This is a genomic window from Candidatus Enterococcus leclercqii, from assembly GCF_009933135.1.
Taxonomy (GTDB): domain Bacteria; phylum Bacillota; class Bacilli; order Lactobacillales; family Enterococcaceae; genus Enterococcus_C; species Enterococcus_C leclercqii.
This window is the reverse complement of sequence record NZ_MAEH01000014.1, coordinates 397346-420558: the sequence shown is the minus strand read 5'-3', so window position 1 is coordinate 420558 and position 23213 is coordinate 397346. Positions and strand designations below refer to the sequence as shown.

Annotated in this window: 15 protein-coding genes; 2 read left to right on the top strand and 13 right to left on the bottom strand. The window is 43.0% G+C overall.

Features of this window, described 5'->3' with window-relative positions; all coding sequences use genetic code 11:
• Positions 1 to 31: 31 nt before the first annotated feature.
• From BAU14_RS08330 to glgB, 6 genes are all read right to left on the bottom strand, one after another.
• A complete protein-coding gene (locus tag BAU14_RS08330) occupies positions 32 to 1855 on the bottom strand; it encodes a glycoside hydrolase family 13 protein (protein ID WP_161899625.1) in 1824 nt (607 codons plus the stop codon).
• A 5-nt stretch (positions 1856 to 1860) separates the two neighbouring features.
• Positions 1861 to 4272, bottom strand: coding sequence for a glycogen/starch/alpha-glucan phosphorylase (locus tag BAU14_RS08325; RefSeq protein ID WP_202622196.1), 2412 nt, complete (start codon positions 4270 to 4272; stop codon positions 1861 to 1863).
• Between the two features lie 284 nt (positions 4273 to 4556).
• Positions 4557 to 5987: a glycogen synthase GlgA gene (gene glgA / locus BAU14_RS08320; protein WP_161899623.1), complete on the bottom strand. Its 1431-nt coding sequence runs from the start codon at positions 5985 to 5987 to the stop codon at positions 4557 to 4559.
• 1 nt (position 5988) lies between these two features.
• Positions 5989 to 7134 (bottom strand): glucose-1-phosphate adenylyltransferase subunit GlgD, encoded by a 1146-nt coding sequence (glgD, locus tag BAU14_RS08315; RefSeq protein WP_161899622.1) that lies wholly within the window; start codon positions 7132 to 7134, stop codon positions 5989 to 5991.
• Positions 7124 to 8266 (bottom strand): glucose-1-phosphate adenylyltransferase, encoded by a 1143-nt coding sequence (locus BAU14_RS08310; protein WP_161899621.1) that lies wholly within the window; start codon positions 8264 to 8266, stop codon positions 7124 to 7126. The genes glgD and BAU14_RS08310 overlap by 11 nt, the downstream gene beginning before the upstream one ends.
• A gap of 64 nt (positions 8267 to 8330) precedes the next feature.
• A complete protein-coding gene (gene glgB / locus BAU14_RS08305) occupies positions 8331 to 10262 on the bottom strand; it encodes a 1,4-alpha-glucan branching protein GlgB (protein ID WP_161899620.1) in 1932 nt (643 codons plus the stop codon).
• Between the two features lie 528 nt (positions 10263 to 10790).
• On the opposite strand from glgB, the gene BAU14_RS08300 reads away from it, so the two are divergent.
• Together BAU14_RS08300 and BAU14_RS08295 are read left to right on the top strand one after the other, a co-directional pair.
• Entirely contained in the window at positions 10791 to 11327 is a 537-nt protein-coding gene (locus tag BAU14_RS08300; protein ID WP_202622195.1) for a DUF2179 domain-containing protein, read from the top strand.
• Positions 11328 to 11450: 123 nt separating this feature from the next.
• Positions 11451 to 12086 (top strand): hypothetical protein, encoded by a 636-nt coding sequence (locus BAU14_RS08295; RefSeq protein ID WP_161899618.1) that lies wholly within the window; start codon positions 11451 to 11453, stop codon positions 12084 to 12086.
• Between the two features lie 119 nt (positions 12087 to 12205).
• Here BAU14_RS08295 and BAU14_RS08290 read toward each other — a convergent pair whose 3' ends face one another.
• The 7 genes from BAU14_RS08290 to parE all read right to left on the bottom strand — a co-directional run bounded on the left by BAU14_RS08290 (position 12206) and on the right by parE (position 23126).
• On the bottom strand, positions 12206 to 12655 hold the full coding sequence (locus BAU14_RS08290) for a hypothetical protein (RefSeq protein WP_237580433.1): 450 nt from the start codon (positions 12653 to 12655) through the stop codon (positions 12206 to 12208).
• Positions 12656 to 12865: 210 nt separating this feature from the next.
• Entirely contained in the window at positions 12866 to 13699 is an 834-nt protein-coding gene (locus BAU14_RS08285; RefSeq protein WP_161899617.1) for a DUF1803 domain-containing protein, read from the bottom strand.
• Between the two features lie 209 nt (positions 13700 to 13908).
• A complete protein-coding gene (locus tag BAU14_RS08280) occupies positions 13909 to 14838 on the bottom strand; it encodes a manganese-dependent inorganic pyrophosphatase (protein ID WP_161899616.1) in 930 nt (309 codons plus the stop codon).
• Between the two features lie 91 nt (positions 14839 to 14929).
• Positions 14930 to 15712: a pyruvate formate-lyase-activating protein gene (gene pflA / locus BAU14_RS08275; RefSeq protein ID WP_161899615.1), complete on the bottom strand. Its 783-nt coding sequence runs from the start codon at positions 15710 to 15712 to the stop codon at positions 14930 to 14932.
• Positions 15713 to 15897: 185 nt separating this feature from the next.
• Complete coding sequence (pflB, locus tag BAU14_RS08270; RefSeq protein WP_161899614.1) at positions 15898 to 18177, bottom strand: formate C-acetyltransferase; 2280 nt, start codon at positions 18175 to 18177, stop codon at positions 15898 to 15900.
• A gap of 272 nt (positions 18178 to 18449) precedes the next feature.
• Complete coding sequence (gene parC / locus BAU14_RS08265) at positions 18450 to 20921, bottom strand: DNA topoisomerase IV subunit A (protein ID WP_161899613.1); 2472 nt, start codon at positions 20919 to 20921, stop codon at positions 18450 to 18452.
• 132 nt (positions 20922 to 21053) lie between these two features.
• Positions 21054 to 23126: a DNA topoisomerase IV subunit B gene (gene parE, locus BAU14_RS08260; protein ID WP_161899612.1), complete on the bottom strand. Its 2073-nt coding sequence runs from the start codon at positions 23124 to 23126 to the stop codon at positions 21054 to 21056.
• Positions 23127 to 23213 lie beyond the last annotated feature (87 nt).

The following is a 23213-nucleotide window of genomic DNA, read 5'->3' as shown; positions in this document are numbered from 1 at the left end:
TTCGCGATTCGCGGACTTTTAGCGCAAATCTTCAATCGAATCTCCCGGTAATCACATATGAATGATTGGCCATAATAAACTGCCCATCCAGCAACTCCTCTAAGCGCTCCTGGTCCAGAGGTAACTGACGGTAGCTGGCAAAGTCAGCTGCATTGATAACAACATCGACATCCAATGGGTTCAATACCGCCAAAACAAAATCAGTTTTATCGTAACGCAAAATACCAAACAGTTTTTCACTGAAGATCAAATCAAATTCACCAGTTTGCAAGAGCCGATTCTCTCGTCGCAGTTTCAGCCAGCTTTGACAAGCTTGATAGCATACCTCATCGATGGTCTCCCAGGGGAAAAATTTGCGATTATCAGGATCTTTACCGCCAGTCAGGCCAGCTTCATCTCCGTAATAGACGCAAGGAACCCCCGGAAAAAGCACCAATAACGCAAAAGCCAAAGACAATTTGTCCCGATTGCCGCCCAGCTGGGTCAAGATGCGCTCGGTATCGTGGGTCCCGACATTGTTCAAGCTGTTGTAAAAGACATCTTTGGGATAATTCTCCTGCAGCCGTGTAAAGTCCAGCGCGACATCTTTTGGCGCGCATTGTTCTGTCAACAAGGCAATCGTGGCGGTTCGCAGCGGATAGTTCATGACCCCTTGCAGGTGATTTCCTAAAATGTATTGCCGTCTCACACCATAAGAAATTTTATTTGAGGCATCCTCCCAAACTTCTCCCAACAAAATCTGGTCTGAAAAAGAGTCGAGATTTCCGCGAATCCCAGCGATAAAACCATCGGGTAGTTCATCGGCTACATCTAAACGCCATCCGTCCACCCCCAAGTTGTTCCACTTGCTTAAAACACCGTCTTTTCCATAAATAAATTCCTGAAACTCTTCATTGTCTTTATCTACTTCTGGAAGATCTTTGACCCCCCACCAAGAGCGATAATCATTCGGGTATGAGGTAAACGTGAACCATGGGAAATAACGACTGTGGATATTTTGATAGGCACCGACGTCTTCGCCATAAGTACCGTCGTAGTTGAAATAGCGACTATTGCGACCCACATGGCTAAACACACCATCCAAGATCACATGAAACCCTTCGTTGTGAAGAATTTCCAACAGCTCAGAAAATTCCGTTTCAGTACCAAGAATTCCGTCGACTTTCAGATAATCGGCTGTATCATAGCGATGATTGCTGCGGGCCTCAAAGATAGGATTCAAGTATAAGGCATTGACGCCTAATTCCTTTAGATAAGGAATCTTCTCTTTGATGCCGGCAAAATTGCCTCCGTAAAAGTCCCAACGTAAAATTTCACCTTGTGTATCTTTGACATACAGTGGTTCATCAGTCACCTTGCCATATATAAACGTGTTTGACTTGGGTGAGTTGATGCTCCCGTCTGGATTTCCGTTTCGAAAACGGTCAGGAAAAATTTGATAAAACACTGCTTCCCGATACCAGGCTGGCGGAGTTTCTGCCTTTTCAAAGCAGGTGACCTGATACTCTTTGATTTCTTCCAAGTGGTCTACCAAATGGCCATGACCATTTTCGCCACTCCAACAATAATACCGAATAAAGCGCTGTTGATTGTGAGCCAAATACTCCAACTCAAAATGATAAAAGTACAGCCCCTTGCCATCATTGAAAAAGAATTCAAACTCGTAAAATCCTTCTTCAGCTGGTTCCATTTGAATGCGATGGGTCTGCTTTCCTTCAGGAGTGATGATTAGAAAAACGCGGGCGATTCCAGGGTCGTCTGCTTGGATAGCAAAGCGGACAAAGGCCCCTTCGGCAACTGCACCGAAAGGACTTTTGAATTGCTTTTGCCATGGATTGAAATAGATTTTCCCCATCTTTTTTACCTCTTTTTCTTCGTGAAGGTTGCCACGGGTTCAATCTGCCAAATATCATCAGCATAGCGCATCACTGTGTCGTCTGAGGAGAAGCGACCTGCATTGGCGATATTAATCAAACTCATTTCCTGCCAACGGGTTTTGTCCGAATACAAACAATCGATCTTTTCCTGTGCTTCAACGTACGACTGAAAATCCCGCAGCAGAAAATACTCATCATTGTACTTCAAAAGAGAGTCGTAAATTTCCTGTCCTTCAAAATGAATGTTGGGAATGGAGCCGTCAATGAAGGCATTCAAGACGCGCTGCAGGATAGGAGAGTCTTCATAAATTTTCAGCGCAGAATAGTCGTTGTTTTCATAGTAGGCATACACTTCTTCTTCTGTCAGACCGAAAATTACGATATTTTCGTCACCTACTGCATCACGAATTTCGACATTGGCTCCGTCTAGAGTAGCGACGGTAATTGAGCCATTTAACATCAGCTTCATATTGCTGGTTCCAGAAGCCTCTTTAGAAGCCAATGAGATTTGTTCACTGACATCTGCTGCCGGGATAATGTGCTCCGCCAAGGTCACATTGTAATTTTCCAAAAAGACAATTTTGAGTTTGCCGTCGATGTCCGGGTCATTGTTGATCAGATTTGCACATTCGTTGATGACCTTGATGATTGACTTAGCATAGGTATAACTTGGTGCAGCCTTGGCTCCAAAGATGAATACCCGAGGATTGATTGCTTTTTGGGGATCTTCTTTCAAATCAAAGTAAAGCTTCAAGATATGCAACAGATTCAGTAATTGCCGCTTGTAAGCGTGGAGCCTTTTGATCTGGACATCAAAAATGGCATTTGCTGAAACCTCGATTCCCGTTGTGTCTTTGATATAGCGGGCCAATGCTTTTTTGTTAACCAATTTTGCATCTGCCAACTTTTGTAAGACACTGGCATCATCGGCATAGTTTTTCAGCAATTTCAGGTCATCGCTGTCTTTGCGCCAGCTGGTACCGATTGTTTCATCCAAAACTGTTGACAGGGCTGGATTGGCTAATTGGGACCAGCGACGTTGCGCAATGCCATTAGTCTTGTTATTGAAGCGCTCCGGAAACAGGACATAAAAATCGTGCAAGACGACTTCTTTCAACAGATCAGAGTGAAGTTTCGCCACGCCATTGGTGCTGTGACTATAAATAATCGACAGATGCGCCATGTGTACCTGACCATTTTGAATAATGCGGGTTCGCTGAATCAGCTCATCATCATGGAAGCGACTGTACTCCTCCACAAACCTGCGATCCAATTCTTCAATAATCTGATACATACGCGGCAAGGTGGTTTTCATCAGCTCCACTGACCATTTTTCCAAAGCTTCTGCCATGATGGTGTGGTTAGTATAGCTCATGACCTTGGTGGTAACCGAAACAGCCTTTTCCCAACTCATGTCATACTCGTCCATCAAAATGCGCATCATCTCCGGAATACATAAAGCCGGATGGGTATCATTGATGTGAATCGCGATATACTCATTTAACAAAGTCAAAGGCTTATTCAATTTTTTGAAGTAGCGCATAATACTTTGTACCCCGGCCGAGACAAAGAAGTATTCTTGAGCTAAACGTACCAGTCGCCCCCGCTCGTTGGAATCATCTGGATACAAGACAGCTGTTAAGTCTTCAAACTGTCGTCGATCTTCAATGCTGCGGTATTTGTCTTCTTCAGATGCAGGAATCTCTACGCTCCACAAGCGCAATGTATTAACAATCTGATTTTCATAACCCAAAATGGCTGTATCATAGGGAACTGCCCGTAAGGTACGAACATCTTCGTAAACCGGCTTCAAGCTGCCGTCTGCCATTTCCTGCATCCAAACATTGCCACCAAAACGAACATCTACTGCCTTGGAATCTTTCCGCACCTCCCAGATATTACCGGTTCGCAGCCACTCATCCGGCAACTCAACTTGATAACCGTCAACAAAGCGCTGTTTGAACAGGCCATAATCATAGCGGATGCCGTTGCCATTGCCGGGCAGTCCACAAGAAGCGATGGAGTCCATAAAACAGGAAGCCAAACGACCCAAGCCCCCATTTCCCAAGGCCATATCTTTTTCTACTGCCACCAGATCATTTAAATCAATCGACAACTCTTCCAAACCCTTTGTTACTGTGTCAAGGATTCCTAGATTCAACAAGTTACTTTTCAGCATTTTTCCAGGTAAAAACTCAATGGAAAAATAGTAAACCTGTTTTTGCTCAGCCGTCAGATAATCTTTCCAGGTATCTGTCCAAGCGTTGGAATAGTATTTTTTTACCACGCTACCTAATACGTAAAACAATTCCTGGGGGGAGGCATCTTTGATATCCATTGCATATTTTTCTCTTAAACGCTGCTTCAACTCTTTTTGAAAACCTTTAACCGTCATTGTCATTTTCACCACTCCAATTGTCCGAGAATCACCGTTTTGGCCCATTGCCAAAAGTAGCACAACGTTGGCCACTTTCGGTTGTTTTATAAACGTACTTGTTTTCGAAAAAATGGTGACAAGGTCCTCACTTGTGCTGTAGCAGAAGTATTCGGATCATTGAGTAACAAAAGCGCTGCATGCAGCAAATGCCACAGCTCTTTTCTCATCTGATCCGAACAAATCACTGCTGTTTTACAGCACAATGGACCCGTCGCCATTATTCGCTTATTTCATTTAATGTGTTAGTTGACACTTTGGTAAAGTGTTAAATACTCTTCACTGGCAGTCTGCCAACTAAAATCTGTTCTCATCGCCTGTTTCATCAGCCGCATCCACGCAGGCTGTGATTGATGGTACAAGGTGATTGCTTTTTCCATCGCCTTCATGCATTGATAGCTGGAGAAATCACTAAAACCAAAACCAGTTCCAGTACCAGTGACGGGATTGAAAGGAATTACGGTATCCTTCAACCCGCCGATTTCATGGACAACCGGCAATGTACCATAGCGCATCGCCATCATTTGCGACAACCCACAAGGTTCAAAAGCAGAAGGCATTAAGAAAATATCTGCTCCGGCATACATCTGTTGTGCCAATTTGACATCAAAGGAAATGCTCACCGACAGCTTATCCGGATGCTGGGCTGCAAAATAACGGAAGCCTTCTTCAAAATCCGGATCACCAGTCCCTAAAAGCACCAGTTGGACATCTTGCAGCAATAAATTCGGCAGTTCTTCTAAAAGCAGATGGAACCCTTTTTGGCGAGTCAAACGACTGACGACTGCCATCAATGGCACATCCTCCCTTACTGGCAGGCCCATCGTTTGTTGCAGCTCCGCCTTGTTTGCTGCTTTGCCACTGAGATCGTCAGCGGAAAAATGATGGGTAATCAGCGGATCGGTTTCCGGATCATTTAGATCATAGTCGATCCCATTTAAGATTCCTGAAAGCTTACCCGACTCCATTCGCAAGATGATATCAAGACCCGCACCAAATTCCGGTGTTTTGATTTCTTCTGCATAGGAGGGACTTACCGTATTGACTCGGTCTGCGTACAAAATGCCCGCTTTCATAAAGTTCAAACAATTATTCATCCGCACAGTGCCGTCTTCATAGCGCTCCATACCGACACCAAACCAATCAGCTAACTTGCCACCTTCATACCAACCTTGAAACTCGATATTGTGGATTGTCAAAATTGTTTTGATACCGGAGTATGCTTTTATCCAACGATATTTTTCTTTGAGAAGAAATGGCAGCATCGCCGTGTGGTAGTCATTGCTGTGTAGAATATCCGGCACAAATTCCAAACGCTCCATCGCTTCAATTACCGCTAATTGAAAGAAAGCATAGCGCTCCCCGTCATCTCCATAACCATATATTCCCTCACGTCCAAAATAATACTGATTGTCGATGAAATAGTAGGTGACTTCGTTCAAAATGAGACGTTTCAACCCGCAATATTGCTTGCGCCAGCCTACCGCCACTGTAAAGTTGAAGAGGTCTTCACATTTTTCTCGATACACCTCAGGCATCTTTTGATAAAAAGGTAGAATTACTCGGCAATCCACCTTTTTTTTGACCAGTTCTTTTGGCAGGGCAAAAGCCACATCCCCTAAGCCGCCGGTTTTAAAAAAAGGGGCACATTCTGCTGCTGCAAACAATACCTTCACGTTATTCGCCTCCATAAATATCCGAGATGACATGGCTGCCTTTTTTCAAGACGATTGGCTCTTCTTTTGTTCCAATGATTTTCACACCCGGTTCTACAACCACATTTTTATCTAAGATTGCATAACGGACGACAGCGCCTGCGCCAATCTGATTATTAGCCATTAGAATTGATGAATCTACCTGTGCCTGTGGTTTAATTTGTGTTTGGCGGGAAACCAATGAGTTTTTGACGCTGCCTTCAATTACGCTTCCGGAGGCAAACTGACTGTTCTCAACATCGGAGGCTTCAGAATAATAGGTCGGGACTTCATTTTTCAATTTGGTGTAGATTTTTTGACTGGAATACATCAGAGAATTGAACTTTTGCGTATCCAACATATCCATATTGGCTTGATAATAGGTCTTCATATCGTAAATATTGCTCAGGTAGCCAGTATATTCATAGCTCGAGCTGTCAACTTCAGTAATCTTGGAACGCAGGAAGCTCTCCATGTTGACGGACTCCCCTTCATTTTGCCCTTTACGCAATGCATCGATCAAAGCTTGTGTTTGGACAATATAAATATCCGCACACAAATTATTCACTTCGCCTAAGATTGTATCCTGAGCAGAAATGGCTTTTTGAATCGTACCGTCTTCAGCGACATCCAATAATAGATCGCTTGGGTGAATGTTCTCTTTCCCAACTCGTTTGTACACGACTGTCATATCGTTGTTTTGCATTTGATGGATTTTCAACAATGCTCGCAAATCGATATTGCACAGCATTTTACTGCCCATGTAGACCGTGTATTCAGACTTAGACTTTTGCAAGTAGTCAATCACAGTGTCGTAATAGTGTTTGTCCTCTGCTTTACGTTTAAGGAAGTCTTGATAAACGTGGATGAAGAACCTGTTTTGAACCCCGTCCAGATTCCACTCTTTCCCGCCGCCGATATGGTCGAATACCGATTGCGTTTCATCTTCGTTAAAAACCATGAAAACAGTATTGATATTCGCATTGACAATACTGGACAGATTAAAATCAATCAAACGGTATTTGCAATCAAAGGGCAAGGTCGCTAAAGGACGCTTGTCAGTTAAAGGAAGTAAGCCTTTAAAGCGGTTCAAATTCCCCAAAATCGCACACATTTTATTAGTTCTCATCAACAGTCACTCCAATCACTTCTGAATAACCCACTACGGCGATTTCATCCGTTCCGTCGATCACGGCATTGTCCCCGATAATGGCATTTTCTCCCACAATCGTCCGGTGAATCCGAACATTTTTACCGATTGTCGCTCCCGGCATGATGACACTGTCACTGATTTGTGATCCTTCTTTAACTTGAACATCTTCGGAAAGAATCGTGTGGGAAATATCTCCCGCAATATAACAACCGTCAGTAATCAAAGAGTCTTTTACTGAACCCGTTGCAGTCAAAAAGTGCGGTGGTGAGATCGGATTTTTAGAATAAACACGCCAAGATTTATCACGGATATCCAATTCCATGTCTTGTTCGATAAATTCCATATTGGCTTCCCAAAGTGAATCGATGGTCCCTACATCTTTCCAATAGCCTTGGAAACGATAAGCAATGACATTTTCGCCACTTTCCAAATAAGATGGAATTACGTGTTTACCAAAGTCAATCATCTGTCCATCTTTACTGTAACTATTCATCAAGACATTGCGCAGACGGCCCCAATTAAAGATATAAATCCCCATGGAGGCCAAATTGTTTTTAGGCTCTTCAGGTTTTTCTTCAAACTCGATGATTCGATCATTCTCATCCGTATTCATAATCCCAAATCGGGAAGCTTCATGGATTGGTACTTCGATAACTGCCACTGACAATGAAGCGTTGTTCTTTTTATGATTCTCCAACATTTCTTCATAATCCATCTTATAGATGTGATCGCCAGAAAGGACTAGCACATACTGCGGATCCATTTGGTCGATATAAGCAATGTTCTGGTAGATTGCATGGGCTGTTCCTTCAAACCATTTGCTTCCTTCTGAACTGGAATAAGGCTGCAGGATTGTCACGCCGGAATTAATGCCATCCAATCCCCAGCTGGCGCCATTTCCAATATGGCTATTCAACGCCAGTGGTTGATATTGGGTCACGACGCCAACATTTTTGATGCCGGAATTGGCACAATTACTCAGAGTAAAGTCGATGATCCGGTAACGTCCTCCAAACGGCACCGCCGGCTTGGCAATATTTTTGGTAAGTTTTCCCAAGCGGGTCCCTTGACCTCCCGCCAGGATCATAGCTAACATTTCTGTTTTCATTTCTTCGGTGATGAGTTCTCACCTTTCCCCCTCTCGTTTTATTCGTTATCTGCTGATTTAGCAGTCACTTTTTTATCTTCTTCGTCGTTGCTTTTTGTGCCGGTTTGCGAGTATTCACTTCTTGCGGTCGAATAATCAATGCGCCCAGAGCGGGAAGAATCGTTTGAATCTGATGGTCGAATTGCTTGAAAGGTATATTTTCCGTGACACAATCTGGATTATTCTTAGTCCAGGTTCCACCAAATTCTTTCATTTCAGTGTTCAACACCTCGGTATAAGTTCCTGGATAAGGGACTCCAACCGCGAAGTTTTGCCGTTCCACCGGTGCCAGATTTAAGACGATTACCAGAAAATCCTTCTTGGTCTTACCTTTACGGATAAAGGAAAGCACACAATCATCGGTATTGTCGGCATCAATAATTTCAATCGTATCCCAACTGTCTTCTTGTTCCCACAGCGCTTTTTCATTTTTATACAACTGATTCAATGTGGCAGTGAAGTGCTGCATGTCTTTATTCAGCTGATCCTTAAGATCGACCCACTCCAGGCCATGATCATATTTCCACTCCAAAAATTGCCCCCATTCACTTCCCATAAAGAGCAGCTTTTTGCCGGGATGTGTAATCATATAGGTAAAGAGATTACGCAGCTGTGAAAACTGTTTGTAGCGATCTCCCCACATTTTATGCATCAGGCTCTTTTTCCCGTGGACTACTTCGTCGTGAGACAATGGCAGGATATAGTTTTCATTGAGCATATACATGAAAGAAAAGGTCAGCAGATTAAAGTGATCTTTGCGATAGATGGGGTCCATTTCGTAAAAGCGGAGCACATCATTCATCCAGCCCATATTCCATTTGTAATCAAAGCCCAACGCACCCGTTTCAATCATCCCTGTCACTTTTGTTTCAGAAGAAGACTCTTCGGCAACCATAATTGTCTCGGGATGGGCCAGCTTCACAACCGCATTTAGCTTTTGCAGAAAATAGAAACCTTCAAAATTGCGATTACCGCCTTCGTGGTTGGGGGTCCAGGGCCCTTCGTCGTAATCCCGGTAGAGCATGTTAGAAACAGCATCTACCCGAATCCCATCCAAATGATACATCTCGATCCAAAACATGGCACTTGAAATCAGAAAACTCTGGACTTGTGGCTTACCTAAATCAAAATTGATGGAGCCCCAGCGGATGTTTTTGGCCCGATCTGGATCTTCATATTCAAATGTCGGTGTCCCGTCGTAATAAGGGAGGGTATCATCGTTAATGCAGAAGTGACCAGGCACCCAATCGACCAAGACACCGATATTGTTTTGATGACAGGCTTCTACAAAATTTTGAAATTCTTCTGGCGTGCCGTAATAAGAGCTAAGCGCGAAGTAACCAATCAGCTGGTATCCCCAACTCATTCCCAAAGGATGCTCCATCAGCGGCATGAATTCGATGTGGGTGTAGCCCATCTCCTTGACATAGGGAACCAATTCGCGAGTCAAATCAGCAAAGGAATATGGTGTGCCATCATCATGATGCTTCCAAGAACTGGCATGGACTTCATAAATGTTCAGCGGTCGTTTAAACTGATTCGAGCGCTTTTTACGCCCCATCCACAAACCGTCTTTCCATTTCTTTTCAGGAATATCATAAACTACCGCAGCATCGTGGGGTCTTTTTTCAAAAAAGACTGCAAAAGGATCAATCTTAAAAATCTCGCGTCCATTTGCTTGACGAACTTTGAATTTGTACAACTGTCCTGTCACGGCAACGGCTGTAACAATCTCCCAAATGCCGGAGTCGTTTCGCCGCTGCATTGGCAAAGAATCATCCCAAGCGTTGAAATCACCCACCAGCCAAACTTGTTGTGCATTCGGTGCCCATACTCGGAAAACATACTCACCGGAGGAAAGCTTGTGACACCCTAAGAAATGCTGGGCATAGAAATTTTCACCGGATAAAAACCTGGCTTCTGCTTCGAGTACTTGTCCTTCAACTTCTTCAACCATACCATTTCCCTTTCTTTCTGCGTAATTCTGTCCAAAACATCCATTTCCCTAAAAAAGGTAGCAACAGCACCTTCAACTGCGGGAACCAACGTTTTCTAATATAATAATAACATAATCTTAATCATTGGAAAGTATAAACCTTCAAAAAAGATAAAATTGTTCACTTGACTCAAAAGCATTATTTATTCTCGTTTTCAAACCTTCGTAAATAAACCGCTTACATGTTAATTTACGGGTTTTATCAAGTTTCATCACTTTTCAGAATATTTCTTGTTGACGTTTTTTCAAACTTGTGCTAATTAATTAAAATTTATGTAGGAAAAGCCATTATTCATTAAGAAAATAACATAGATTGACTTTATCTCAGTGAAAAACGTTGTAATTCAACAACAATAGCGATTTATAAGATTTTTCAATCATCTTACTGTAATGTCCATACCTTTTTTCTGAAAAAGACGCTTTGATTGTTTTCCCCTGCACCATAAGGTAAGGTAGAAATAAAGGAGTGTGGCTGTTTTGGATATAAAAATGCTAGGCATGATTTTTGGAATCAACTTTGTTTACGTTACTTTGAACACTTTACGATTTTTATTGACGATGAAAGGGTACCGAATCATTGCACCGCTTTTGAGCATGGTTGAGATTACCGTTTACATTTTGGGACTTTCGTTAGTGCTGGATCGCTTAGATGATCCGCTGAATCTTTTAGTTTATGCTCTTGGTTATGCCGTTGGAATCAGTGTTGGAATTAAAATTGAAGACCGGTTAGCGCTTGGCTATATTATGGTGACCGTCATCCTTCCTTCAGATAGCGAAGTCGACCGCCAAATGCCCGCAACACTTCGAGACCACGGTTATGGTGTTACGCAAAGTGTCGCCCAGGGATTGGAGGGGGAACGGATTTTATTGGAGATCCTCTCTTCTCGAAAAAATGAACAGGAGCTTTATCGATTGATTAAAGATATTGAAGCTCGGGCTTTTGTCATCTCCTATGAGCCAAAATATATTTCCGGTGGTTTTTGGACAAAGAAAGTCCGCAATCGTGATAAAAATGCTGTAAAATAACAAAATATGCATTTTTTTCGGGATCTGAAATACTTTTTCCACTTTTTTATTAGATGCTATCGACATTAACTTATCATTTTGTTATTATTTTGATATAAAATTCTCAGGAACTGAGGTCATAAAATGGAACAACCATCCACATCTGATAGCAAGCTTGGCTTACTCACAGTGACTAGCGGTCTTGTTGCTGTCGTTTTTTTTGTACTCTATCTAATACTGGCTAACCGCTATGCCGTCGATTTTTTGGAAATACAACTATTGCAGCATAATTTTTTCGATGAGAGTGCCTTGACGTTAGTTTTCAATCACCTCTTCATCTTGTTTGCCACGATTTTCAGCGGTTTTTTGTGGCGATATTACAAAGCCACAAAGAACGATTCATTTCAGGAAGCTTCAGCGTTTTACTTTTTTGCATACGTCATCTTGCTGTTACGGACGTTTCTGTTTGTCTTCAATCCCGAATCTTTTCCATATATATTGGCAGCGGGACTACAAATTTTGATTACTCTGATTGCGATGTTGTTCTTTTTAATTTCCTTTTTGAACAATCGCCGATACTATTTCTTAGCCTTTTTAATGGCAGTCAATATGATGATGTATCTAGCCAGTGTGATTTACAGCGTCTTCACTGCTGAATTCATCTTACCGAATTTTGGCAGCATCCTGTCGGCGGTCTTCAATATCAGCTTTTTGACTTTGTTTACTTTAGTGCAAATCCGTAAAGAGAAAAAAGTTTTTACTCATCCCCACATCTCCTGATAAACGAACTATATTCTCGATAATTGCTGGCGGCGCAAATTATTTCAAAACTGTAGTCTGTTTTAGAGTAGTTGTTTTGTAATCACAACTCGTTTCAGCCTTTTGCGTGTAGAGAAGTATTATGCCTCTACAACTAATTCTTTGATTTCACCATTTGTATAGACCTTGTAGATGCACTCCATCTTTTTGTGAGTACTTGAAGCGATTACCAGGTAGTAATTGCCGTTGCTGTCAAAATCCATTTCACCAATTGTCTTGTATTGGAAACCTTCGACAGCGTATTTGCCATTTTTACGAATGTAGGCCGCCGCCTGAGAGCCTGAAACGATAAAGTTGGCCTCTACTAGCCAATCCAGCACAATAGGTACTACGGTTGATGCATTTACTTCTTTTTGTTTTTGGATGGCCAGCACAATTTCTGCGTCGGAAAAATTCGACTCATCAATTTGGCTCAATTTCAATTCTCTGCGAGCCTTTTCCACTTCCACCATCGAAACAAAAGTGATTAAATCACCTTGTTCTCGTTTATTCCCTTGCATTTCAACTGAGTTATTCTGTAGCTTTTCCAAATAAATGCCTCCTTTGATTCGTCTCTGCGATCCTGCAAAGAAAACAGTGATTGTTGGTCAGCTTATTGCTTTCACTGCTCCAAAATAAATTGTATCGGCTCGTTTTCTCTTGCACTTCACTCACTAATTAAAGTTTATCACGCATTTATTAGATTAACAACAATAACACTTACTATTTTCTCATTTTTATCACCATTCTTTTTCAAAAGCCTACTTTATTTTGACCAACCACTGTTGCAGGCCTCCTGCATAAGCTTTACACAGCTCGCTATACATACATATTTTTTCAAAATGAGATTTTGCTGTGACTCTCTCTCTATTTATTGGTGATTCCAACAGGTCAGTTTTTATTAAATGCGGGATTTTAAGAAAAAAGCCATCACTTTCTGCAACAATTTCTGTCATTAAAAGAGCATTTAGAAAAATTGAATCTCGTGGCTTTTTACCACGCAGCACACGGCTGACAATCCAGCCGGTTTGTTGCATGAAATAATCTTCATCCACATCTCCAATTAGTCGGCGTAAAGGAGCATAAACTTCTGGTTCAGACACTATTCGATTAGCTGAAAAATAACCTGCCAGATCTTTTTCCTGCAGATCTCCCACACTTGCAGAACACAACGCCAAGTCCTCATCAGCCACACGACTATAACGAAGCAGCGTTGTCCCGTTTTCGACAAAGTAAGGGGCAAAGTTTTCTGTCAATGCGATGCGCTTTTCTTCGAAGATTCCCGCGATGGTTTCTGCTTCTTTTCCCCAAGCACCAAGAGTACTTTGAACCGCTTCACTTAAACGAATCTGCTCTTGTTCTTCTCGAGTGAAGACCGGCAGTGCCAAACGATAACGCCGTTCTTCACGAAGGATTAACCCAGCTTCGATGCAGGCTTCCAAGTACCTGGAAAATCCCGCTTCAGAAAAAACTTTCACCAGATCCCGCAAAGTCACTTGCGGATGCTGATACAAATAATCACTTAAACTGTCAAAATAGTGCTGGCGAGATAGGCGAATCTTTTGTTTATCAGATGCTTCACAGATCAATATCACGATCATTGACTCCTTTTCTAGTAAAAAAAGCCGCTCCCGTTAGCTTCATACCGCAACCACTGCAACCCTCTACCCAAAATTAAGGATAGGTGGATTGTCCGGTTCTAACGCTGTTGCCTAAACTCTAATGAGAAAAGCAGGCAGCAGCGTTTGGCAGAATCTTCACAGGATCGACTCTCTGCTTTACTTTACAGCTTAAAATAGCTTGATTAGTTGTTAAAAGCCGCTGTTAATTGTGGGACAACTTGCTTTTTGCGAGAAACAACGCCCGGTAAAAGCGCACGATTATTCGTTAACGTGGTGTTAAAAGCTGTTTCAACTTTGGCAACCGGTTCGCCAGTTACCAGCAATTCAGAATTGCTGTTCAAGATATCCGTAGCAATCAGCAAGAACAAGTCATAGCCTTTCTCTTCACTTTCAGCTTTCATAGCAGCTTCCAGCTCGGATTGGCGATCAAAGACTTCTTTCAAGTCAACAGTGTTCACTTGCGCAATCCGGACCGTCTTATCTGCCATTGGAAAACTCTTAGCATCTAAGTCCAACAATCCTTCTGCTGATTTATCAGACAAATTAGTCCCTGCCTTCAACATAGCCAGACCATAGCTTTCCAAGTCAACTTCAGCAATTTCAGCTAGTTTTTCAGCAGCGTTGACATCTTCAGGGGTACACGTCGGTGATTTGAACAGCAAAGTATCTGAAATGATGGCTGACAACATGATCCCGGCAATCTCTTTTGTGATTTCTGCTTCCATTTCCCGATACATTTTGTAGATAATTGTACTGGTACAGCCCACTGGTTCCGCACGGTAATACAATGGATTGGCAGTTTCAAAGTTAGCGATGCGGTGATGATCCACTACAGATAAAATATTCACCTCGGCAATATCAGAAACACTCTGCTGGAATTCATTGTGATCCACCAGCATAACATCGCTGGTTTCAGGTTTAACCGCAGTGATTACTCGTGGGGCAGTTAACTGGAAATGATCCAGTGCAAATTGCGTTTCTTCTGAAGGGGTACCTAACGCAACAGCTTCAGCATCCACGTCCATAGCTTTTTGCAGCTGAGCAAATGCGATGGCAGCCCCGATGGCATCGGTATCAGGATTTTGGTGACCAAAAATCAAAACTTTCGACATAATTTAAGTTCGCTCCTTTAGTTGAATTCTTAATTATCATAACAAAAAAAGAGAAAGAAAGAAATCATTCTTTCCCTCTCTTGTCGTTTTATCAGCGGGTCAAATAGCCGACATAATCTTCGGTATGAAGCAGTTTTTTCGCATTGTCTACCCGATCTTCTGTCGGTGGCAAGATACCTTCCAAAGGATAATCCAGATTCAGTTCTTCCCATTTGTATTTTCCCATCGTATGGTAAGGTAAAATTTCTACCTTATCGACATTGTTCAATGTCTTAATAAATGTATTTAGACGGATCAAGTATTCGTCGTAATCGCTGCGTTCCGGTACCAAAACGTGGCGGATCCAGACTGGTTTATTGATTTCAGATAAGTACTGTGCCATATCCAGAATGCTTTTATTGGATTGACGAGTCAGCATTTTATGGGCTTTTTCATCAATTTGTTTGATGTCAAACAAAAGCAGGTCCGTGTATGTCATCAACTCATTAAACTTGGAGAAGAAAGGTTCTTCTCTGGTAAAAGGCTGGCCACAAGTGTCCAAAGTTGTATTGATTCCTTGAGCTTTGGCTTTTTTGAAGAGATCGATCAAAAAGTCAATTTGCAGCAAGGGTTCGCCACCACTGACCGTGATTCCGCCTTTTTTTCCCCAGTAGCTTTGATAATGCAGCGCTTCTTCCAGGACATCGTCAGCCGTACGCTTGCGAGCTTTGGGATTTTGCAGCATCCAGGTATCCGGATTGTGACAGAATTGACAGCGCATCTTGCATCCTTGTAAAAAGACGATAAAGCGCACGCCGGGGCCATCAACAGAGCCGAAGCTTTCGGTAGAATGTACGATTCCATAGACCTCTTCTTGATTGGTTTTCTCAGACATCGATCTGATCCTCCTATATATAGTGATTCAAACACGGCAACAGCGCTTGAAATTAAAGGTTTCAGTGAAATGCAAGGTTTCTCAGCGCGACAAACAATAAAATGTGAAGTCCCGCACAACCATTATAACAAAAGGCGGATGAACAATGTCCATCCGCCTTTTATGGGCTTGTTCGTTAAATCAGCTTACATGTGATCGTGGAATGTACGGCTGATAACATCCAATTGTTGTTCGCGAGTCAAGTCAATGAACTTAACTGCGTAACCGGATACTCGAATTGTGAAGTTTGCATATTCTTCTTTTTCCGGATGTTCCATCGCATCAATCAGTTTTTCTTTACCGAAGACGTTCACGTTCAAGTGATGAGCACCTTGATCGAAGTAACCATCCAAAACGTGAGTCAAGTTTTCGATTTGTTCATCTTCATCATGACCCAATGCGTCAGGGTTGATACTTTGAGTATTTGAAATACCATCCAATGCCAATTCATAAGGCAGTTTAGTCAAAGAGTTCAATGAAGCCAACAACCCGTGAGTTTCTGCTCCGTATGAAGGGTTTGCGCCTGGTGCCAATGGTTCACCAGCAGGACGTCCGTCAGGCAATGCACCAGTTGCTTTTCCGTAAACCACGTTTGAAGTGATTGTCAAAATCGAAGTTGTCGGTTCTGAGTTACGGTAAGTGTGGTAGTGTTCCAATTTTTCCATGAAGGTCTTCAACAACCAAACTGCCAAGTCATCGGCACGATTGTCGTCGTTACCGTATTTAGGGAAGTCTCCTTCAATCTTGTAGTCAATTGCCAAGCCATTTTCGTCACGAACTGGGTAAACTTTTGCGTATTTGATAGCAGCCAATGAATCTACTACGTGAGAGAATCCGGCAATCCCCGTTGCAAACGTCCGTTTCAAATTACTATCCATCAATGCCAATTCCGCAGCTTCATAGTAATATTTGTCATGCATGTAGTGGATGCAGTTCAATGTATTTACATACATGCCTGCCAACCATTCCAACATGTCGTCATATTTTTCCATGACTTCATTAAAGTCCAAAGCGTCGTCACCAGTGATTCCACGATATTTAGGACCAACTTGTGTTTTGCTCTTTTCATCCACACCACCGTTGATCGCATACAACAAAGCTTTTGCCAAGTTAGCACGGGCACCAAAGAACTGCATTTCTTTACCGGTTTCTGTCGCAGACACACAACAGCAGATTGCGTAGTCGTCACGCCATACTGGACGCATCACATCGTCGTTTTCGTATTGGATTGAAGAAGTTTCGATAGAAATCTTGGCAGCGTAGTCTTTGAATGCTTGTGGCAAACGTGAAGAATACAAAACTGTCATGTTTGGTTCTGGTGAAGGACCCATGTTTTGCAAGGTACGCAAGAAGCGGAAGTCGTTTTTAGTTACCAACGTCCGGCCGTCCATACCCATACCAGCGATCGACAATGTTGCCCAAACCGGGTCGCCTGAGAACAATTCGTTGTAGCTAGGGATACGTGCGAATTTCACCATACGCAATTTCATTACTAAGTGGTCGATCAATTCTTGTGCTTCGTCTTCATTCAACAGTCCCCGTTGCAGATCCCGTTGGATGTAGATATCCAAGAAAGTAGAGATACGGCCGATAGACATTGCTGCCCCATTTTGTTCTTTAATAGCGGCCAAGTAACCGAAGTAAGTCCATTGAACGGCTTCACGAGCATTTTCAGCTGGACGAGAAATGTCAAAGCCATATGCTGCAGCCATCTCTTTCATGCGTTTCAATGCTTTGTATTGATCTGAGATTTCTTCACGAAGACGGATGTCTTCTTCTGTGAATTGACCGTGGCCACAGTTGGCATGGTCATGTTGTTTTTGTTCCATCAGGTAGTCGATACCGTACAAAGCAACCCGTCGGTAGTCACCAACGATCCGGCCCCGGCCGTAAGTATCCGGCAAACCAGTAATAATTTTCGCACGACGAGCGGCACGAATTTCTGGCGTATACACATCGAAAACACCTTGGTTATGTGTTTTGTGGTATTTATTGAAAATTTCAGTGTATTTAGGGTTTACATCATAGCCGTAGCTTTCCAATGCTTCTTCAGCCATCCGAATCCCACCATAAGGCATGAAGGCACGCTTCAATGGTTTGTCTGTTTGCAGACCAACGATTTTTTCTTCGTCTTTTAAGCTTTCATCGATATACCCGGCACCGTAAGCATTTGCTGCTGTAACAACATCTGCTTCCATATCCAAGACGCCACCGTTTTCGCGTTCTTGTTTTTGCAATCCTTGTAGTTTGCCCCACAGTTCGTTAGTCGCATCTGTTGGTTCTGCCAAGAAGTCTGCGCTGCCTTCATAAGGTGTGTAGTTTTCTTGAATGAAATCGCGAGTATCGATTCCTTCTTTCCAAAGCTTGCCTTTAAATCCGTCCCAGGCTGTTTTGTTCATTTCTTCAACGTTTGTTGCAGTTCCCATCAATGAACCCTCCTTAATTAACCGCTGTCAATTTATGTAACAGCTTTACGAAGATAGTATAACACATATCTTTTCCAATGCAAGTTTTTTCATGAAACTTGTTCAAAAAAACACGATCTGTTGTCACTTAAAGTATAGGAAACGCTATATACCAGCCCTATTTACTTGTGCAAGGTTTGTTTTTCCTGGGACTTTTTTAAGCTTTTTATTGGTTTGGCTTGAAACAAAAAACAGCCCGCTGTATTGATACAGAAGGCTGTTTTTTAAACAGATTATATAACAGTTTCGGGATTTTTTTCTGGCAAGGCAGGATCTCGAAGTTCGTGGACAGCGATCAAAACGCCGCCAGCATTCTCATCAACCGCAAAAGAGCCGTTAGAGGTGCGTTCACCAATCGGGTATTTTTCGGTATTAATCTCGGTCAGTTGACCCTTTTGATTTTGTAAGAGTAGCCGTCGATCATCGCCAGCCCCCATATACAAGACGCGATGAGGATTTTTCTTCAGCTCCCGCAAAACCATCAAGCCTCGTTTTGCTCGGCCTAATGGATTGAGTTCTTGGGCCAGCATCCGCTTGACTGCTCCTCGTTGCGTCACGATTACAATCGGCGTATCCCCTTCAGATAAAACTAGCAACCCGTTGACAATAAAGTCTCCTTCTTTTAAATTCATGGACTTCACGCCGGCTGCTTTTGGTCCAACTACCGGTACTTCTGACAGTGGATACCGCAGTCCAAAACCACGATTGCTTACTAAAAAGACATCATCGTCTCGGCCTTCTTCCACTAGGTAGACTGCCAGCAGTTCATCTGTCTCATCCTTGAATTTAATCATCGTTAGCGGTCGACTCTTATAGGTCCGCCACGGTTCAAATTCAGTCATCTTTGTCTGTTTGATTAAACCATTTTTAGTAATCATCACAAAGTTTTTAGTCGGGTCCAGTTCTTTGAAACTGAAAACTTGTAAAATCGATTCATCAATCCCGAAGTTCATCATGGTTTGTGAGATATGTTCACCGATGTCCTTCCATTTTAAATCAGGCAATTCATGCACTGGTCGATAGATGACATTTCCTTTATCAGTAACGATCAACAAATGATCCAACGTATTGACTGCACCTGTGTATAAGACGAAATCGCCGTCTTTCATCCCCAGCTCTTCTGGTTTTGATGCTTGGTAGCTGCGCACACTGCTGCGTTTAAGGTAGCCTTCGTGGGTCACAGATACAACGACATCTTCTTGTGCCACTAAAACCTCTGTTTCAATCTTAATCTCAGTGATTTCATCTTCGATTCTAGTTAAACGTTTGTTTCCATATTGTTTTTTAATTTCCCGCAGTTCCTGCTTGATGACTTTTTTGAGCTCCCCTTCATCAGTCAGGATCTTATGGAGTTCGGTAATAGTGATAGCCAGCTCTTCAGCTTCTGCCCGTAAAGCGGTGATATCGGTATTGGTCAGGCGATACAGCTGCAAGTTGACAATCGCTTCTGCTTGTTCCTCGGTAAAGCCGTGTTGCATCACCAAGTTATTTTTGGCATCTTTTTTATCTTTACTTCCACGAATCGTAGCAATGACTTCATCCAAAATAGAAAGCGCCTTAATCAGACCTTCTACGATGTGTTGACGTTTTTGAGCTTTCGTCAGTTCAAAACGGCTGCGGCGGAGTACGACATCTTCTCGGTGACTGATATAACTCGTTAAGATCCGCAAAAGACCCACTTGCTCAGGGCGCAAGTCAGCGATTGCCACCATATTGAAGTTGTAGTTGATCTGAAGTTCGGTGTTTTTGAACAAGTAGTTCAAGATTCCTTCTGCGTTGACTTCTTTTTTCAATTCGACAACGATGCGTAAGCCGGTCCGATCTGTTTCGTCACGGACTTCGGCAATCCCGTCAATCTTTTTGTTCAGCCGGATCTCATCCATCTTCTTTACAAGGCTGGCTTTGTTCACTTCGTAAGGAATCTCAGTGATTACCAGCTGTTGTTTGCCGCCTTTCAATTCTTCAATAGCTGTCACTGAACGCAAAATTACTTTGCCCTTGCCGGTTTCGTACGCCTTGCGAATTTCTTCTTTGCCTTGCAAAATCCCACCGGTAGGAAAATCCGGGCCAGGAATGAATTCCATGATTTTTTCCAGCTTCGCAGTAGGATGGTCAATCAAATAAATAGTGCCGTCGATGACTTCTGCTAGATTATGAGTCGGTATTTCAGTAGCATACCCTGCTGAAATACCGGTAGAGCCGTTCACTAGCAGATTGGGATATTTTGCCGGCAGTACAGTCGGTTCTTTTTCGGTATCATCAAAATTCCAAACAAGATCAACCGTTTCTTTTTCAATATCTGCTAGCAGCTCCCCACTGAGTTTAGACAAACGGGCTTCGGTATACCGCATAGCAGCTGGTGGATCGCCGTCCATGCTCCCGTTGTTCCCGTGCATTTCAATCAGAATCTCCCGCAGTTTCCAATCCTGACTCATTCGAACCATCGCTTCATAAATACTGCTGTCCCCATGGGGATGGTAATTACCCATGATGTTCCCTACGGATTTGGCAGATTTACGAAAGGCTTTCTCGTAAGTATTGCCGTCTTTGTTCATGGCAAATAGAATCCGACGTTGCACCGGTTTCAACCCGTCGCGAATATCCGGCAATGCCCGCTCTTGAATGATATATTTTGAATAACGTCCGAAGCGATCACCCATGACCTCTTCTAATGTTAATTCCTGAATATTGTGTTTGTGTTCCAAAAAAAAGCCTCCGATCATAAGTTGCTAAAAGCCAGAATCCATAAAATACCGACAGTTGTGAATCTCCGACAGCTTGCTGCTTTAGTGGCAACTTGACATCAACTATCAAGATGCACAAAAATACCTGTGGGGTCAGTCCAAGTCAAACAGACTGATTTCCTGATCTGTTTCTTCAGCTTCTGCTGCTGTTTTGACCTGCTGAATCTCCTGAGTCCGTTCCTCGTCGTAAAAGTCTGGCGTAGTGGTAGTGCTCTCTTCTTTTTTATCCAGGATACTGCCGTCTTCTTCCAACGTGAATTGGACGTGGCTTTCAATCCATTTACGCCGGGGTTCAACCTTGTCTCCCATCAGTGTCGTCACGCGGCGCTCTGCTTGAGCGGCATCTTCAATGCGCACCCGAATCAGCGTGCGGGTTTCAGGATCCATCGTTGTTTCCCATAACTGCTCCGCATTCATTTCACCTAGTCCTTTATATCGTTGCAGCATGTAGCCCTTACCGACTTTTTGAATCACAGATTGCAGCTCTTCATCAGTCCAAGCGTATTCCGTTACCGCCTTTTTGCCGACACCACGGGAAACTTTGTACAATGGTGGCAGTGCAATATAGACTTTGCCGGCTTCAATCAAAGGTTTCATATAACGATAAAAGAAAGTTAAAAGCAATACCTGGATGTGAGCACCATCGGTATCCGCATCGGTCATAATGATGACTTTGTCGTAGTTGGCATCGGCAATATCAAATTCAGGGCCCACTCCGGCACCAATCGTATAAATCATCGTATTGATTTCTTCATTTTTCAGGATGTCCTGCATCTTGGCTTTTTCTGTGTTGATAACTTTGCCTCGCAGCGGTAAAATCGCTTGAAATTTCCGATCCCGGCCTTGTTTAGCAGAACCGCCGGCAGAATCTCCTTCCACCAAAAACAATTCATTGCGTTTAGGGTTGCGGGACTGCGCCGGTGTCAGTTTTCCTGACAGCAAGGATTCGCCTTTTTTGCGTTTTTTTCCGCTGCGGCTTTCTTCTCGCGCTTTACGAGCTGCTTCTCTAGCTTCCCGTGCTTTGACGGCTTTGCGGACAAGCATTTGGCTCATTTCGCTATTTTCCTGCAAGAAAAAGCCCAGTTGTTCTCCTAAAACATTGTCCACCGCATTTCTTGCGATAGGCGTACCCAGTTTTTCTTTTGTTTGTCCTTCAAATTGCAGCAAGTTCTCCGGCACTCGGATAGAAAGCACTGCCGCCAGCCCCTCGCGAAAGTCAGAGCCTTCGAGATTACGATCTTTTTCCTTCAAGAGACCGACTTTTCGAGCATATTCATTGAAAGCTTTCGTCATAGAGGCTTTCAGACCAGCTTCATGTGTCCCCCCGTCTTTGGTGCGGACATTGTTGACAAATGACAGGATATTTTCAGAATAACCGTCATTGTATTGAAAGGCGATTTCCACTTCAATGCCGTCTCGTTCTCCGTTGAAGTAGATTACCGGTGTTAAGGTATCTTTTTCTTCGTTCAGGTAATCAACAAACTCCTTGATTCCTTCCTCAAAATGGAAAACTTCTTGAGTCGTTTCTTCTCCTCGCAAATCTGTCAACGTGATTTTGACGCCTCGCAACAAAAAGGCCGACTCCCGCAATCGTTCTGCCAAGACTTCATAGGAAAAACGGACTGTACTAAAAATAGTCTCATCTGGTAAAAAAGTCACCGTCGTTCCATTTGGCTTTCTTGTCTTCCCTAATTTTTTCAGCGTTCCAACCGCATGCCCGCCATTTTCAAAACGCTCTTCATATTCGACACCATCACGAACGATAGTCACTGTCAGTTGTTTGGAAAGGGCATTGACTACACTGGCACCCACACCGTGAAGTCCGCCCGAAGTCTTATAACCCCCTTGACCAAATTTTCCTCCGGCATGGAGCACTGTAAAAATAACCTCCACTGTAGGAATCCCAGATGCGTGCATTCCCACCGGCATCCCCCGTCCACTATCTGAAACCGTGACGCTATTGTCTTTATTCAAAGTAACTTCAATGTGATCACCAAATCCCGACAATGCTTCATCTACCGCATTATCGACGATTTCATATACTAAATGGTGCAGACCGCGGCTGTCGGTAGAGCCAATGTACATGCCGGGACGTTTGCGTACCGCCTCAAGACCTTCCAAAACCTGGATTGAAGCATCGTTGTATTCATTATTATTTTTCGCCAAAGAAAACTCTCCTTCACTTCTTTTGCGCTTGATACGCCAGTTTTTATAATACTTCAAAAACGCTGCGAAAAAAAGAGAAAACCTGAA